This is a genomic window from Agromyces sp. NPDC004153 (assembly GCF_053603635.1).
This window is the reverse complement of sequence record NZ_JBSGFY010000002.1, coordinates 502,123-516,468: the sequence shown is the minus strand read 5'-3', so window position 1 is coordinate 516,468 and position 14,346 is coordinate 502,123. Positions and strand designations below refer to the sequence as shown.

Here is a 14,346-nt window from a genome sequence, read left to right as displayed (position 1 = left end):
AAGGTTCCTCCCCCTCATGACGTTCGATCCGTTCACTATCATCATGCTCGCCGTCCTGGCGGTGCTGATCTTCTTCATGTTCCGCAACTCGCGCAAGCGCCGGACGGAGCAGCAGGAGCTGCAGTCGAAGGTCCAGCCGGGGGCGAAGGTGATGACCAACTTCGGCGTCTTCGGAACCATCCTGTCGATCGACGAGGACGAGAACCAGGTCCTCCTGGAGACCTCGCCCGGCACGGTGCTCACGGTGCACCGCCAGACGATCGCGCGCGTGGTGGAGCCCGCGGCGGTCGCTGCCGCGACCGAGGTCGGCCCGGCGGACGCCGACGGCGAGCCCGAGTACGGCGAGCGCGTCGAGGACACGCCCAGCGACGAGACGCCCGACACCAAGAAGTCGGACGACTAAGGCTCCCACCCGAGGCTCGGCCCGCGCGGTGTCGCGCGGGCTCCAGCACAGAAAGCAGAACACGTGGCTGCACCATCGAAGCGGTCATCGCGGCCGACCCCCGTTCGCAAGGCCTGGCGATCGCTCACCTGGCTCGGCGTCATCATCGTCGGACTCTTCGCGATCAACGCCGCCGGCGTGATCTGGGGCAACGGCTCCTGGACTCCGAAGCTCGCCCTCGACCTCGAGGGCGGCACGCAGATCATCCTCGAGCCCAAGGTCGAGACCGGGGCATCCGTCTCGCAGGAGCAGCTCGACCAGGCGGTGTCGATCATCCGCCAGCGCGTCGACGCCTCAGGCGTGGCCGAAGCCGAGATCAACACCGAGGGCTCGAACGTCGTCGTCCGCATCCCGGGCGAGCTCGACGACCAGACGCGTGCGCGCATCGAGTCGTCCGCCAAGCTCGAGCTGCGAGCGGTGCTGCTCGCGGATGCCGCGACGAACCAGGCGATCGACTCCACCGAGAGCCCCGCGCCCACCGAGCCCGCCGAGGAGCTCTCGGACACGCCGACGGCGGAGCCGACGGACGGCAGCGACCCCGCGTGGATCACGCCCGCCCTCCAGGACGAGTTCGACAACTTCGACTGCTCGACGCTCGACGAGGCGGCCACGAACGTCGCCCCCGCCGACGAGCCGCTCGTCACGTGCGACGTGTCGCGCACCGCGAAGTACCTCCTCGGCCCGGTCGAGGCCAGCGGTGAGAACATCGTCGACGCCACGAACGGCATGATCCAGACCCAGACCGGTGCGAACACCGGCCAGTGGGCCGTGAACATCCAGTTCGACGACCAGGGCACGAGCGACTTCGCCGAGGTCTCGACGCGCCTCTACGGCCTGCAGGGCCAGACGCCGCGCGACCAGTTCGCGTTCGTGCTCGACGGCGCCGTCCTCACGGCGCCCTCGATGAACGGCGTCATCACCGACGGTCGCCCGCAGATCACGGGCAGCTTCACGCAGGAGTCGTCGAAGTCGCTCGCCGACCAGCTGAAGTTCGGCGCCCTGCCGATCAGCTTCACGGTGCAGTCGTCCGACACGATCTCGGCGACGCTCGGCACCTCGCAACTGCAGTCGGGCCTGATCGCGGGCCTGATCGGCCTCATCCTGGTCGTCATCTACACGCTGTTCCAATACCGGGCGCTCGGCAGCGTGACGATCGCGTCGCTCGTCATCGTCGGCCTCATCACGTACCTGTCGATCACGATCCTGTCGTGGCGCGAGGGCTACCGCCTCTCGCTCGCCGGCATCGCGGGCCTCATCGTCGCGATCGGCTTCACGGCCGACTCGTTCATCGTGTACTTCGAACGCGTCCGCGACGAGTTGCGCGACGGGCGTCCGCTGGTCGGCGCGGTCGAGGCCGGCTGGAAGCGTGCGTTCCGCACGATCCTCGCGTCGAAGGGCGTGAACCTTCTCGCCGCCATCGTGCTGTTCATCCTCGCGGTCGGCAGCGTGAAGGGCTTCGCCTACACGCTGGGTCTCACCACGATCATCGACGTGGTCGTCGTGATCCTGTTCACGCACCCGATGCTGCAACTGCTCGCGCAGACCAGGTTCTTCTCGAGCGGCAACCCCTGGTCGGGCCTCGACCCGAACGCACTGGGCGCGGTCTACCGCGGCCGTGCCGAGTTCCGCAAGCCGGTCGCGGTCCCCGCGAGCAAGGTCGCGTCGAGCTCGAAGGAGGCGCAGAAGCGCCAGACCATCGCAGAACGCAAGGCCACCGCGGGCGTCGGCAGCGGGTCGAGCGAAGGCAAGGAGTCCTGATGGCCAACCGGCTCACCCAATTCGGCAACGACCTCTACACCGGCAAGCGCTCGTTCAACTTCGTCGGCGGCCGCAAGAAGTGGTACCTGATCGCGGGCGTGATCATCATCCTGACGATCGCCGTCCCGCTGCTGCGCGGTGCGAACTTCAGCATCGAGTTCCGTGGCGGATCGCAGTTCCAGATCGCGGGCGTCGAGAACGCCACGACGCAGCCCGCGAGCGACGCCGTCGCGTCGGTCGTACCGGGCGCCGTCTCCCACGTCACGATCGTGGGCGGCGACGGCGTACGCGTGCAGACCGAGCAGCTCGAGCAGTCGGAGTCGCTCGAGGTCGCCTCTGCACTGGCCGAGGCCTACGACGTCCCCGTCTCCGAGGTCACCTCGTCGTTCATCGGGCCGAGCTGGGGCGCGGATGTCACGAGGCAGGCGCTCGTCGGCCTCGTCGCGTTCGTCCTGCTCGCCGCGATCATCATGGCGCTGTACTTCCGAACGTGGAAGATGTCCTTGGCGGCGATCCTCGCGCTCATCGGCGACCTCATCGCCACCGTCGGCATCTACGCCGCCGTCGGCTTCGAGATCAGTCCCGCCGCCACCATCGGCGTGCTCACGATCCTCAGCTACTCGCTCTACGACACCGTCGTGGTGTTCGACAAGATCCGCGAGAACACGGCCGAGGACGCCGGACCCGAGTCGCGGAGGACGTTCGCCGAGTCGGTGAACCTCGCCGTGAACCAGACCCTGGTGCGCTCGATCAACACGAGCGTCGTGGCGGCGCTCCCGGTCGCGGCCATCCTCTTCATCGGTGCGGGCGTGCTCGGCGCCGACACGCTGCGCGACATCTCGCTCGCGCTGCTGATCGGCATCCTCGTCGGCACCTGGTCGACCGTGTTCATCGCGGCGCCGCTCTACTCGCAGTTGCGCGAGGGCGAGCCGGCGATCAAGCGGCACGACCAGAAGGTGCTGAAGGAGCGCGAGCGGGCCGGCGGTGCGACCGCCGAGACCGCGGGGGCCCTGCCCACGCCGGCCTGATGTTCGCATCGGGCGAGAGCGGCACGGAGCACACCTCGAAGCGGCGATAATTGAGTCTTGGAGGTGCGCGCATGACTGAGGCGGGAGTCAACTCGACCGCTTCGCTGCGCCGCCTCGTGCCCCGCATCTTCTCGAAGGCGCAGCCGTCGGGAGCCGTCGACACGCTCATGCGCACGGTGCGGATGCACCACCCGAAGGCCGATCTCGGGCTCATCGAGCGCGCCTACACGGTCGCCGAGCGGGCGCACGAGGGGCAGAAGCGCAAGAGCGGCGAGCCGTACATCACGCACCCGATCGCGGTCGCGCAGATCCTCGCCGACCTCGGCATCGGCCCGAAGACCGTCGCCGCGGCGCTCCTGCACGACACCGTCGAAGACACCGCCTACACGCTCGACGAGGTGCGCCACGACTTCGGCGACGAGATCGCGATGCTCGTCGACGGGGTCACGAAGCTCGACAAGGTCAAGTACGGCGACTCGACGCAGGCCGAGACCGTCCGCAAGATGATCGTCGCGATGTCGAAGGACATCCGCGTGCTCATCATCAAGCTCGCCGACCGGCTGCACAATGCGCGCACGTGGGGCTTCGTCCCCGCGGAGTCCGCCTCGCGCAAGGCCACCGAGACGCTCGAGATCTACGCTCCGCTCGCGCACCGCCTCGGCATCCAGGCCATCAAGTGGGAGCTCGAGGACCTCTCGTTCGCCGTGCTCTACCCGAAGCTCTACGCCGAGATCGAGAGCCTCGTGAAGCAGCGCACGCCGCAGCGCGAGGAGTTCGTGCAGACCGTCATCGACCTCGTGAACGAGGACCTCAAGGCGGCGCGCATCCGCGGCAAGGTCATGGGCCGGCCGAAGCAGTACTACTCCATCTACCAGAAGATGATCGTGCGCGGCCGCGACTTCGACGAGATCTACGACCTCGTCGGCATCCGGGTGCTCGTCAACTCGGTGCGCGACTGCTACGCCGTGCTCGGGTCGATCCACGCGCGCTGGACCCCGCTGCCCGGGCGCTTCAAGGACTACATCGCCACCCCGAAGTTCAACCTCTACCAGTCGCTGCACACCACGGTGCTGGGGCCGAAGGGTCGCGCGGTCGAGATCCAGATCCGCACGCACGACATGCACCAGCGCGCCGAGTACGGCGTCGCCGCGCACTGGAAGTACAAGGAGCGGGTGAACTCGGGCCGCGCCACCGACAGCGCGAGCGCGCACGAGACCGACATGGCCTGGCTCGCGCACATCTCGGACTGGCAGGCCGAGACCGCCGACCCGGGGGAGTTCCTCGACTCGCTGCGCTTCGAGATCGGCGCGAAGGAGGTCTACGTCTTCACGCCGAAGGGCCGCGTCATCGGCCTGCCCGCGGGTGCGACGCCGGTCGACTTCGCCTACGCGGTGCACACCGAGGTCGGCCACCGCACCATGGGCGCCAAGGTCAACGGGCGCCTGGTGCCGCTCGAGAGCGAGCTCAACAGCGGCGACGTCGTCGAGGTGTTCACCTCGAAGAACCCCGACTCGGGTCCGAGCAAGGACTGGCTCACGTTCGTCAAGAGCCCTCGCGCCCGCAACAAGATCCGGCAGTGGTTCACCAAGGAGCGTCGCGACGAGGCCATCGAGCAGGGCCGCGATGCGATCGCGCGGGCGATGCGCAAGCAGAACCTGCCGCTCCAGAAGCTCATGAGCCAGGACTCGTTCGCCGAGGTCGCGGCGTTGCTGAAGTACGACGACGTGTCGTCGCTGTACGCGGCCGTGGGCGAGGGGCACGTCTCGACGCAGTCCGTGATCGAGAAGGTCGTCGCGCTCGTGCGCGACGTCGACGAGGGCGACGATGAGCCCGACATCCCCATCTCAACGCGCTCGCGCCCGCTTCCGCGCAACAGCGACTCGGGCGTGCTCGTGCGCGGCGCTCCCGACATCCTCGTGAAGCTCGCCCGGTGCTGTACGCCCGTGCCGGGCGACGAGATCGTCGGCTTCATCACGCGCGGCTCGGGCGTCTCGGTGCACCAGGCGGCCTGCCACAACGTGCAGGCGCTGATGCGCGAGCCCGAGCGCATGATCGAGGTCGAGTGGGCGCCGAGCTCGAAGAGCGTGTTCCTCGTGCAGATCCAGATCGAGGCGCTCGACCGGGCGGGGCTGCTCTCCGACGTGACCCGGGTGCTCTCGGAGCACCACGTGAACATCCTCTCGGCGAACGTGTCGACGTCGACCGACCGGCTCGCCCTCAGTCGCTTCGTGTTCGAGATGGGCGACACCACGCACCTCGACCGCGTGCTTAACGCGGTGCGGCGCATCGACGCCGTCTACGACGTCTACCGCGTCAGCGACGGCTGAGCCGCGTCCGCATCGCCCGAGCGCCTCGATTGCTCGGCTCGGTCGAGGCGCGCGAGCGCCGTCGCCTTGTGCGGCAACCGAGGCGCGGCCTCGAAGCGGTCGAGCACGGCGGCGGCGAGCCGCGGATGCGTCGCCGCGAGCGACGCGACCGCGGTGACGATGTCGTCGTCGTCGAGCCCCGGATCGCGCAGCAGGTCGAACGCGGTGCGCACGGGCGTCGTGCACGGCACGCCGCCGAACCGTATGATCTCGTCGTCGTCGATGCGCACCTCGCGCACCTGGGCGCGATGATCGCCGATCACCGCGATGCGGGCCTTGAGCGGGACGCAGAACTGGGCGACGGGCGGGGGAGCGACGATCGCGCCGTGCACCCACGCCGCCGACATCCGCTCGATCACGAGCGAGCGCGGCGCGCGCAACGCGGTGACGGCGGCCCGGAACGCCGGCAGGTCGGGCTCGTCGAGCGGCGCCCAGCCGTCGTCGATCGTGAAGAGCTCGCCGTCGAGGCGCGCCGCGCACAGCTCGGCGAGCGGGAGGTCGTGGGTGTCGAGCACCGATGGGAGCCTGGCCATGAGGCCATGCTGCGGCATCCGATCACGCCGACTGCCAGCACGCGGGCGCGCTGTGGAGAACGGCCTCGCGCCAACGCGGGGGACGGGCGAGTCCTCGGCCCGTGTGCCGCGTCTGGAGTTCGTCTACGGTGAGGGGCAAGCACTGGGAGGACGGAGGCGCCCCATGTCCACCGAAGAGAACAAGGCCCTGCTACTCCGCGCTCGGGACGAGATCTACGGCCAAGGGCGCCTCGACTCCATCGAGGAGCTCGTCGTGGAGGACGTCATCGCCCACGAACCTGATGGAGACGTGCGGGGCGTCCAGGAAGTCAAGCGGTACCTCGCCCCGTGGCTGGCGGCCTTTCCGGCCATGAGCGTGACGACCGAGGACGTCATCGCCGAAGGGGACAAGGTGGTCAGTCGCTACACGGTCCGCGCCACCCACACGGGAACGACGGAAGAGTACGGTCCGCCCACCGGCAAGCAGTTGGTGCTGGAGGGCACCACCATCTACCATTTCACGGGTGGCAAGGTGACGGAGATGTGGGACTTCTACGACACCTTGGCTGTCACGCAGCAGCTGGGACTCATGTCGGAAGCGGAGCCCGCCTCCGCGAGCTAGTTGATGACGCGCGGCCCTAGCCGCCGACCGCCTTCAGCCACGACCGACGCGCGTCGAGTGCCTCGCGCGCCTCCGCGGCCGCGCGCTGGTCGCCGGACGCCTCGGCTGCGGCGAGCTCGGCCTCGAGCTTCGCGATCGCGTCCTGCAGCTGCCCGACCATGCCCTCGGAGCGCGCCTTCTTCTCGGGGTCCTCGCGCTGCCAGCGCTCGTCCTCGAGCGAGCGCACGTGCGTCTCGACCTTGCGCAGGCGGTCCTCGACCGGGCGCACCTGGTCGCGGGGCACGCGGCCGATGTCGTCCCAGCTGCGCTGGATGCGGTTGAGCGCGGTGCGGGCCTGCTTCGGGTCGGTCTCGGTGAGGAGCTTCTCGGCCTCCTCGAGGAGCGCGAGCTTCTCGGTGAGGTTGGCGCGGTAGGCCTCGTCCTCCTGCGCGTCGATCTCGGCCTTCGCCTGGAACAGCACGTCGCCCGCGGCCTTGAACTTCGCCCACAGGGCGTCGTCGACCTTCTTGCCGGCGCGGCCGGCCTGCTTCCACTCGTCGAGCAGGGCGCGGTAGTCGCCGACGGCGTCGGCGCCGCGCGGCGCGAGGGCCTCTGCCCGCTCGATGAGCTGCTGCTTGCGGGCGCGGACGTCGCGGTGCGCGGCGTCGAGCTCCGCGAAGAAGGCCTTGCGGTGCTGCTCGATGGTCGAACGGGCGGTGCGGAATCGCTTCCACAGCTCGTTGGCCTCGTTCTTGGGCAGGCGCGGCCCCTCCTGCTGGTGCTGCTGCCAGCTCGCGAAGAGGGCGTCGAGCTCGGCGGTCGCCTGCTTCCACTGGGTCTTCGCGGGGTCTTGCGCGGCGAGCGCCTCGGCCTGCTCGACGATGCGGGTGCGCTCGGCGATCGCGTCGGCGAGGGCGGCCTTCGCCTCGGCCTGCTGCTGCTCGGTGAGCTCCTTCGTAGTGCCCGACAGCGCCTCGAGGCGTCGGGAGAGGGACTCGAGGTCGCCCACGGCGTTCGCGCCGGCGACCGAATCGCGCAGGCTCGCGACGGCCTTCGAGACATCCGCGGCGGGTGCGCCACGGCGGACGCGCTGCTCGAGCAGGCCGACCTGGCCGGCGAGGTCGGCGTACTTGCGCTCGAAGTACGCGAGCGCCTCCTCAGGCGTCGCGTCGGGGTACTGGCCGACCTCCCGCTCGCCGTCGCTCGTCCGCACGAAGACGGTGCCCGTCTCGTCGACGCGGCCCCACGGTTGCTGCTCTGAATCGGTCACGGGCCTCACCCTGTCGTGGTCGGATGCCGCCCATGGGCGGCGTTGACGGCATCAAGCCTATTGCACCGCCATCGGGCGGCGCGGGGTCGTCACTGGATCGTGAACCCGGTCATCGTCACCGGAACGGCGGGCGCTCCGTCGGTGCCGCCGTCGGCCGTTCCGGCGTCCGTGACGCCCGACTTCAGCTCGTCGAGTCCGCTCGTCACGCGGCCGATCACGGTGTAGCCGCCGGCCTCGTCGGGGGTGAGCTGCGTGTCCTCGTAGACGATGAAGAACTGGCTGCCCTGGCTGTAGGCGTTGCCCATCTGGCGCGCCATCGCGATCGTGCCGGCGGGATAGAGGCCGTCCTCGGGCGCGTTCTCGACCGGGCCGTAGCTGTAGCCGGGGCCGCCCGTGCCGTCGCCGGCCGGGTCGCCGCACTGCAGCACCCAGATGTTGTCGCGCGTGAGGCGGTGACAGCTCGTGCCGTCGTAGAAGCCCGACTGGATGAGGCTGATCTCGCTCGAGACCGCCTGCGGCGCCGCCGCGCCGTCGAGCTCGACGCCGAGGGGGATGTCGTTGAGCGTGAGGGTGCCCGTCCAGGCGCGTCCCTCGGCGATGTCGGGCGAGGGGACGTCGCCCTGGTTCTCACCGGCCGGCGGGGTCGGCGTGGCCGTCGGGGTCTCCGTGGGCTCGGCGACCGGGGTGCCTGGCCCGCCGCTGAAGTAGAAGAGCTGCGCGGCGGTCGCGAGGGCCAGCACGACGACGAGGGCGACGACCGCGATCACGTTGTCCCGCACGCGGCGGCTCTGCTTGCGGACGTGGACCTCCTGGCGCGCCTGGTACGTGCGGAGGCGGGCGCGTTCCTCACGCGCCTGACGGTCGTTGGATGCCACGCATGCTCCTTCTCGGGACTCCTGCGTGCCGACTCTACGCAACGCGCCGCCGTCGGCACCAATCGCGCGGGCGGGTGCGCCCACGCGCGGGCGCTCGCTCGGGCGGCGGCACGGCGGCGGTGTCGGATGCCGCGGCTACGCTGGACGGCATGGTGGACTCCAGCCCGGGGCTGCGCTCCGGCGCGACGCCGCTCGCCGTGCGCATGCGGCCGACGAGCCTCGACGAGGTCGCGGGGCAGCGCCACCTGCTCACCCCCGGGTCGCCGCTCGTGGCGCTCGCGGGCGACCGCAGCGGCGAGTCGGGCTCGGTGTCCGTCATCCTGTGGGGCCCGCCGGGCACGGGCAAGACCACGCTGGCGCAGGCGATCGCCCGCTCGTCCGGTCGCAAGTTCGTCGAGCTCTCCGCGGTCACGGCCGGCGTGCGCGACGTGCGGCAGGTGATGGAGGAGGCGCGCGCCTCGCGCGACCTCTACGGGCTCTCCACCGTGCTCTTCCTCGACGAGATCCACCGCTTCACGAAGGCGCAGCAGGACGCGCTGCTCCCGGGCGTCGAGAACGGGTGGGTCATCCTCGTCGCCGCGACCACCGAGAACCCGTCGTTCTCGGTCATCTCGCCGCTCCTGTCGCGTTCGCTCCTGCTCACGCTCGAGCTCCTCACCGACGACGACCTCGGCGTGCTCGTCGATCGCGCCCTCGCCGATCCGCGCGGCCTCGCCGGGGCGGTCGAGCTCGAGGCCGAGGCGCGCGCCGCGATCATCCGGCTGGCCTCGGGCGACGCGCGTCGTGCGCTCACGGCCCTCGAGGCGGCATCCGTCGCGGCGAGCCAGGCCGCGTCCCGGGCCGCAGCCGACGGCGACGCCGCCGATGTCGAGGCCGAGGGGGCCGACGACGACGAGGTCGAGCCGGCGGATGCCGCGGCGCCCGCGAAGCCCGTCATCACCGCCGAGGTCGTGGCCCGGGCCGTCGATCGCGCTCTCCTTCGCTACGACCGCAACGGCGACGAGCACTACGACGTGATCAGCGCGTTCATCAAGTCGGTGCGCGGCAGCGACGTCGACGCCGCGCTGCACTACCTCGCCCGCATGATCGAGGCCGGCGAGGACCCGAGGTTCATCGCCCGGCGCATCATCGTGCTCGCCTCCGAGGACATCGGGATGGCCGACCCCACGGCGCTCGGCGTCGCGGTCGCCGCGGCCGACGCCGTGCAGTACATCGGCATGCCAGAGGGCCGCATCCCGCTCGCGCAGGCGGTCGTGCACCTCGCCACCGCGCCGAAGTCGAACGCGGCCTACCTCGGCATCGACCGCGCGATCGCCGACGTGCGCGAGGGTCGCGCGGGGCGCGTGCCCAAGCACCTCCGCGACGCCCATTACCCGGGCGCGAAGCGTCTCGGCCACGGCAAGGGCTACGTCTACCCCCACGACGACGCCATCGGCGTCGTGGCGCAGGAGTACCTGCCCACCGAGCTGCGCGGCGCGACGTACTACGAGCCCACCGAGCACGGCAACGAGCGCGAGGTCTCGGCGCGGCTGGCGAAGCTCCGGCGCATCGTGCGCGGCGGGCGCTGACGCGCCCTGACCGCCCGGCGCGCCGTGCGAGGCGGCGCGCATGATAAAGTGGTCGCTGGCCTGAAGCCAGATCCTCGAGCGCGGCTGCGAGAGGGTCACCGGCGAACGGGTGCGATCTGTAGCCGATCCACCCTTGGCGAATCCCTCTGACACGGACTTCCGGCGCGACCGTGCGCCGTGAAATCGCATTTGAGATTCTTCCGAAAGGACACTTGTGTCGAACCAGTCACGTAGCAAGACCCGCCTCTCCCGCGCGCTCGGCGTCGCCCTCACCCCGAAGGCCGCCAAGTACATGGAGAAGCGCCCGTACGCTCCCGGCGAGCACGGCCGCACCAAGCGCAAGCAGGACTCCGACTACGCCGTGCGTCTTCGCGAGAAGCAGCGCCTCCGCGCCCAGTACGGCATCCGCGAGAAGCAGCTCCGCATCGCGTTCAACGAGGCCCGCCGCACCGACGGCCTGACGGGTGAGAACCTCGTCGAGCTGCTCGAGATGCGCCTCGACGCGCTCGTGCTGCGCGCCGGCTTCGCCCGCACCATCGCGCAGGCCCGCCAGTTCGTGGTGCACCGCCACATCCTCGTCGACGGCAAGATCGTCGATCGCCCCTCCTTCCGCGTGAAGCCGGGCCAGGTCATCGGCGTCAAGCAGCGCTCCGAGGGCACCGAGCCGTTCCAGGTCGCCGCGGCCGGCGGCCACGTCGACGTGCTCCCCAAGCTCCCGGGCTACCTCGACGTGGAGCTCGACAAGCTCCAGGCCACGCTCTCGCGTCGTCCGAAGCGCGCCGAGGTCCCCGTGACCTGTGACGTGCAGCTCGTCGTCGAGTACTACGCCGCTCGCTGATCGGCGCACACCGTCCGACAGGGGCCGCGGGGATCCTCCCGCGGCCCCTGTCGCGTTCCCGGGAGGCGCCGATCGGGGGCGCCGTGGCCTGCTGCCGCGGCATCCGACGCCACTAGACTGGATCGAGTGCCGAGCCGGGACTCCCGCGGCACGCATCGGGCAGAGGAGCACTTCGTGAAGAGCATCGTGTGGTTCGCCATCGGCGTCGCGGCCGGCTTCGTCGCCGCGCACCAGCTCAACCAGACCAAGCAGGGCCAGGAGTTCTTCTCCTCGATCGACGCGAAGGCCCGCGCATTCGGGAAGGCGATCGCCGAGGGCTACCACGAGCGCGACGCCGAGCTCCGCGCGCAGGAGGAGCGGCCCGCCGTCGGCTGACCGCCGGCTCCAGGACTCGCCGCGGCCGATCGGGCCGCTGAACCAGAACGGAACCATGCAGACCGCAGACATCCGCCAGCGCTGGCTGGACTTCTTCGCCGCGCGCGGCCACACCGTCGTGCCCTCCGCCTCGCTCGTCTCCGACGACCCGACGCTCCTCTTCACGGTGGCCGGCATGGTACCGTTCGTGCCGTACCTCACGGGACTCGTGCCGCCGCCGTACCCGCGTGCGACGAGCGTGCAGAAGTGCATCCGCACGAACGACATCGAGGAGGTCGGCAAGACCCCCCGGCACGGCACGTTCTTCCAGATGAACGGCAACTTCTCGTTCGGCGACTACTTCAAGGAGGGGGCGATCAGCCTCGCCTGGGAGCTGCTGACGACGCCCGAGGCCGGCGGCGGCTACGGCTTCGAACCGAAGGACCTCTGGGTCACCGTCTACAAGGACGACGACGAGGCCATCGAGCTCTGGAAGAAGGTCGCCGGCCTGCCCGACGACCGCATCCAGCGCCTCGACAAGGACACGAACTACTGGCACACCGGGCAGCCCGGCCCGGCCGGCCCGTGCTCGGAGATCTTCTTCGACCGCGGCCCCGCGTACGGCATCGACGGCGGCCCCGCCACCGACGACGACCGCTACGTCGAGATCTGGAACCTGGTGTTCATGCAGTACCTCATCGACGACGTGAAGTCGAAGACCGACTTCCGCATCGTGAAGGAGCTGCCGAAGAAGAACATCGACACCGGCATGGGGCTCGAGCGCGTCGCCTTCATCAAGCAGGGCGTTGACAACCTGTACGAGATCGACCAGGTGCGTCCGGTGCTCGACAAGGCCTCCGAGCTGTCGGGGCACCGGTACGGCGCCGACCACGAGGACGACGTCCGGATGCGCGTCATCGCCGACCACGTGCGCTCAGCGCTCATGCTCATGAGCGACGGCGTGAGCCCGTCGAACGAGGGCCGCGGCTACATCCTGCGCCGCCTGCTGCGCCGCACCATCCGGGCGATGCGCCTGCTCGGCGTCGAGGGGCCGACGTTCCGGGAGCTCTTCGCGGCATCCCGCGACGCCATGAAGGCGGCGTACCCCGAGGTCGCGCGCGACTACGCGCACATCGAGCAGCTCGCGCTCGGCGAGGAGGAGACGTTCCTGCGCACCCTCGCGGCGGGCACGTCGATCCTCGACGGCGCGGTCGCGTCGACCAAGCAGTCGGGCCGCGAGGAGCTCGCGGGCGACACCGCGTTCCTGCTGCACGACACCTACGGCTTCCCGATCGAGCTCACGCTCGAGATGGCCGAGGAGGCGGGGCTCTCCGTCGATCGCGGCGCGTTCGACGAGCTCATGACGGCGCAGCGCACGCGCGCGAAGGCCGACGCGAAGTCGAAGAAGAAGGTGCTCGCCGACCTGTCGGTCTACAGCGACTTCCGCGCCAAGGGCGAGACGATCTTCACCGGCTACACCGAGCTCTCGACCGAGTCGTCCGTGCTCGGCATCATCGTCGACGGCCACCCGGTGCCCGTCGCGACGGCGGGCCAGACGGCGGAGGTCATCCTCGCCGAGACCTCGCTCTACGCGGAGTCCGGCGGCCAGGCGCCCGACCAGGGTCGCATCGTGGGCAACGGCTTCGAGCTCGAGGTCCTCGACGTGCAGAAGCCCGTGAAGGGGCTCATCAGCCACACCGTGAAGGTCACGTCGGGCGAGGTCGCGGTCGGCGAGCACGCCACCACGCTCGTCGACGAGGACTACCGTCGCGGGGCGACGCAGGCCCACTCGGGCACGCATATCGTGCACGCGGCTCTGCGCCAGGTGCTCGGCCCCACCGCGCACCAGTCCGGCTCGTTCAACAAGGCCGGCTACCTGCGCCTCGACTACGGGTGGAACTCCGCTCTCTCGTCCGAGACGCGCAGCGAGATCGAGGAGATCTCGAACAACGCGATCCGCGACAACCTGCCGGTGCAGACCCGCGAGATGACCCTCGACGAGGCGAAGTCGCTCGGCGCCATGGCGCTGTTCGGCGAGAAGTACGGCGACGTCGTGCGCGTCGTCGACATCGGCGGACCGTGGTCGCGCGAGCTCTGCGCGGGCACCCACGTCGTCTCGAGCTCCGAGATCGGCATGATCAACATCGTCGGCGAGTCGTCGGTCGGCGCGTCCAACCGCCGCGTCGAGTCGCTCGTCGGCCGCGAGGCGTTCCAGCGGTTCGCCGCCGAGCGGGCGCTCGTGAACGAGCTCAGCTCCAGCCTGAAGACGCGGCCCGAGCTGCTCGTCGACCGTGTCGGCGAGCTCGTGGCGAGCCTGAAGTCCGCCGAGAAGAAGATCGCGCAGTTCGAGGCGCGGGCGCTCAGCGACCGCGTCCCCGCCCTCGCCGCGAACGCGGTGCGCACGGGCGACGTGCTCCTCGTGGCCGAGACGGTCGGTCGCCTCGGCTCGGGCGACGAGCTGCGCTCGCTCGCGACGGCCGTGCGGTCGAAGCTCGGCGACGCGGCATCCGTCGTGGCGCTCGCGGCCGACATCGGCGGCAAGCCCGTCGCGATCGTGGCCACCTCGCCGGCCGCGCGGGATGCCGGCGCGAACGCCGGGCCGCTCGCGAAGGCGATGGCCACGGTGCTCGGCGGCGGCGGCGGCGGCAAGCCCGACCTCGCACAGGGCGGCGGCAACGACGTGTCCGCCATCCCGGCGGCCCTCGACGCGGTGAAGCGCGAGCTCGGCCGGTAG

12 protein-coding genes are annotated in these 14,346 nt (G+C 70.4%); 9 read left to right on the top strand and 3 right to left on the bottom strand.

Annotated features, from left to right (window positions below):
* Positions 1–43 precede the first annotated feature (43 nt).
* From yajC to ACWEOH_RS16315, 4 genes are all read left to right on the top strand, one after another.
* Positions 44–403 carry a preprotein translocase subunit YajC gene (yajC, locus tag ACWEOH_RS16330; RefSeq protein WP_238476427.1) on the top strand — a complete coding sequence of 120 codons (360 nt, stop codon included), beginning with the start codon at positions 44–46 and terminating at the stop codon, positions 401–403.
* A 63-nt stretch (positions 404–466) separates the two neighbouring features.
* The gene (secD, locus tag ACWEOH_RS16325) at positions 467–2,200 is read left to right on the top strand and encodes a protein translocase subunit SecD (RefSeq protein WP_452032750.1); all 1,734 of its coding nucleotides are present in this window, start codon (positions 467–469) and stop codon (positions 2,198–2,200) included.
* Positions 2,200–3,228, top strand: coding sequence for a protein translocase subunit SecF (gene secF, locus ACWEOH_RS16320; protein ID WP_452032748.1), 1,029 nt, complete (start codon positions 2,200–2,202; stop codon positions 3,226–3,228). Before secD ends, secF begins: the two co-directional genes overlap by 1 nt.
* 71 nt (positions 3,229–3,299) lie before the next feature.
* Positions 3,300–5,555, top strand: a complete 2,256-nt coding sequence (locus ACWEOH_RS16315) for a RelA/SpoT family protein (RefSeq protein ID WP_452032746.1) — start codon at positions 3,300–3,302, stop codon at positions 5,553–5,555.
* Here ACWEOH_RS16315 and ACWEOH_RS16310 read toward each other — a convergent pair.
* On the bottom strand, positions 5,534–6,127 hold the full coding sequence (locus ACWEOH_RS16310; RefSeq protein WP_452032744.1) for a hypothetical protein: 594 nt from the start codon (positions 6,125–6,127) through the stop codon (positions 5,534–5,536). The genes ACWEOH_RS16315 and ACWEOH_RS16310 overlap by 22 nt on opposite strands.
* A gap of 163 nt (positions 6,128–6,290) precedes the next feature.
* Here ACWEOH_RS16310 and ACWEOH_RS16305 point away from each other — a divergent pair, with 163 nt between their 5' ends.
* A complete protein-coding gene (locus tag ACWEOH_RS16305; protein WP_452032742.1) occupies positions 6,291–6,728 on the top strand; it encodes an ester cyclase in 438 nt (145 codons plus the stop codon).
* A 16-nt stretch (positions 6,729–6,744) separates the two neighbouring features.
* Here ACWEOH_RS16305 and ACWEOH_RS16300 read toward each other — a convergent pair whose 3' ends face one another.
* Positions 6,745–7,977, bottom strand: coding sequence for a DUF349 domain-containing protein (locus ACWEOH_RS16300; RefSeq protein ID WP_452032740.1), 1,233 nt, complete (start codon positions 7,975–7,977; stop codon positions 6,745–6,747).
* Positions 7,978–8,066: 89 nt separating this feature from the next.
* On the bottom strand, positions 8,067–8,852 hold the full coding sequence (locus ACWEOH_RS16295) for a peptidylprolyl isomerase (protein ID WP_452032738.1): 786 nt from the start codon (positions 8,850–8,852) through the stop codon (positions 8,067–8,069).
* A 149-nt stretch (positions 8,853–9,001) separates the two neighbouring features.
* On the opposite strand from ACWEOH_RS16295, the gene ACWEOH_RS16290 reads away from it, so the two are divergent.
* The 4 genes from ACWEOH_RS16290 (at position 9,002) to alaS (ending at position 14,346) form a co-directional block, all read left to right on the top strand.
* Positions 9,002–10,420: a replication-associated recombination protein A gene (locus ACWEOH_RS16290; RefSeq protein WP_452032736.1), complete on the top strand. Its 1,419-nt coding sequence runs from the start codon at positions 9,002–9,004 to the stop codon at positions 10,418–10,420.
* Positions 10,421–10,634: 214 nt separating this feature from the next.
* Positions 10,635–11,258 carry a 30S ribosomal protein S4 gene (rpsD, locus tag ACWEOH_RS16285; protein ID WP_148734870.1) on the top strand — a complete coding sequence of 208 codons (624 nt, stop codon included), beginning with the start codon at positions 10,635–10,637 and terminating at the stop codon, positions 11,256–11,258.
* A gap of 174 nt (positions 11,259–11,432) precedes the next feature.
* Positions 11,433–11,633 carry a hypothetical protein gene (locus ACWEOH_RS16280; protein WP_452032734.1) on the top strand — a complete coding sequence of 67 codons (201 nt, stop codon included), beginning with the start codon at positions 11,433–11,435 and terminating at the stop codon, positions 11,631–11,633.
* Between the two features lie 55 nt (positions 11,634–11,688).
* A complete protein-coding gene (alaS, locus tag ACWEOH_RS16275; RefSeq protein ID WP_452032732.1) occupies positions 11,689–14,346 on the top strand; it encodes an alanine--tRNA ligase in 2,658 nt (885 codons plus the stop codon).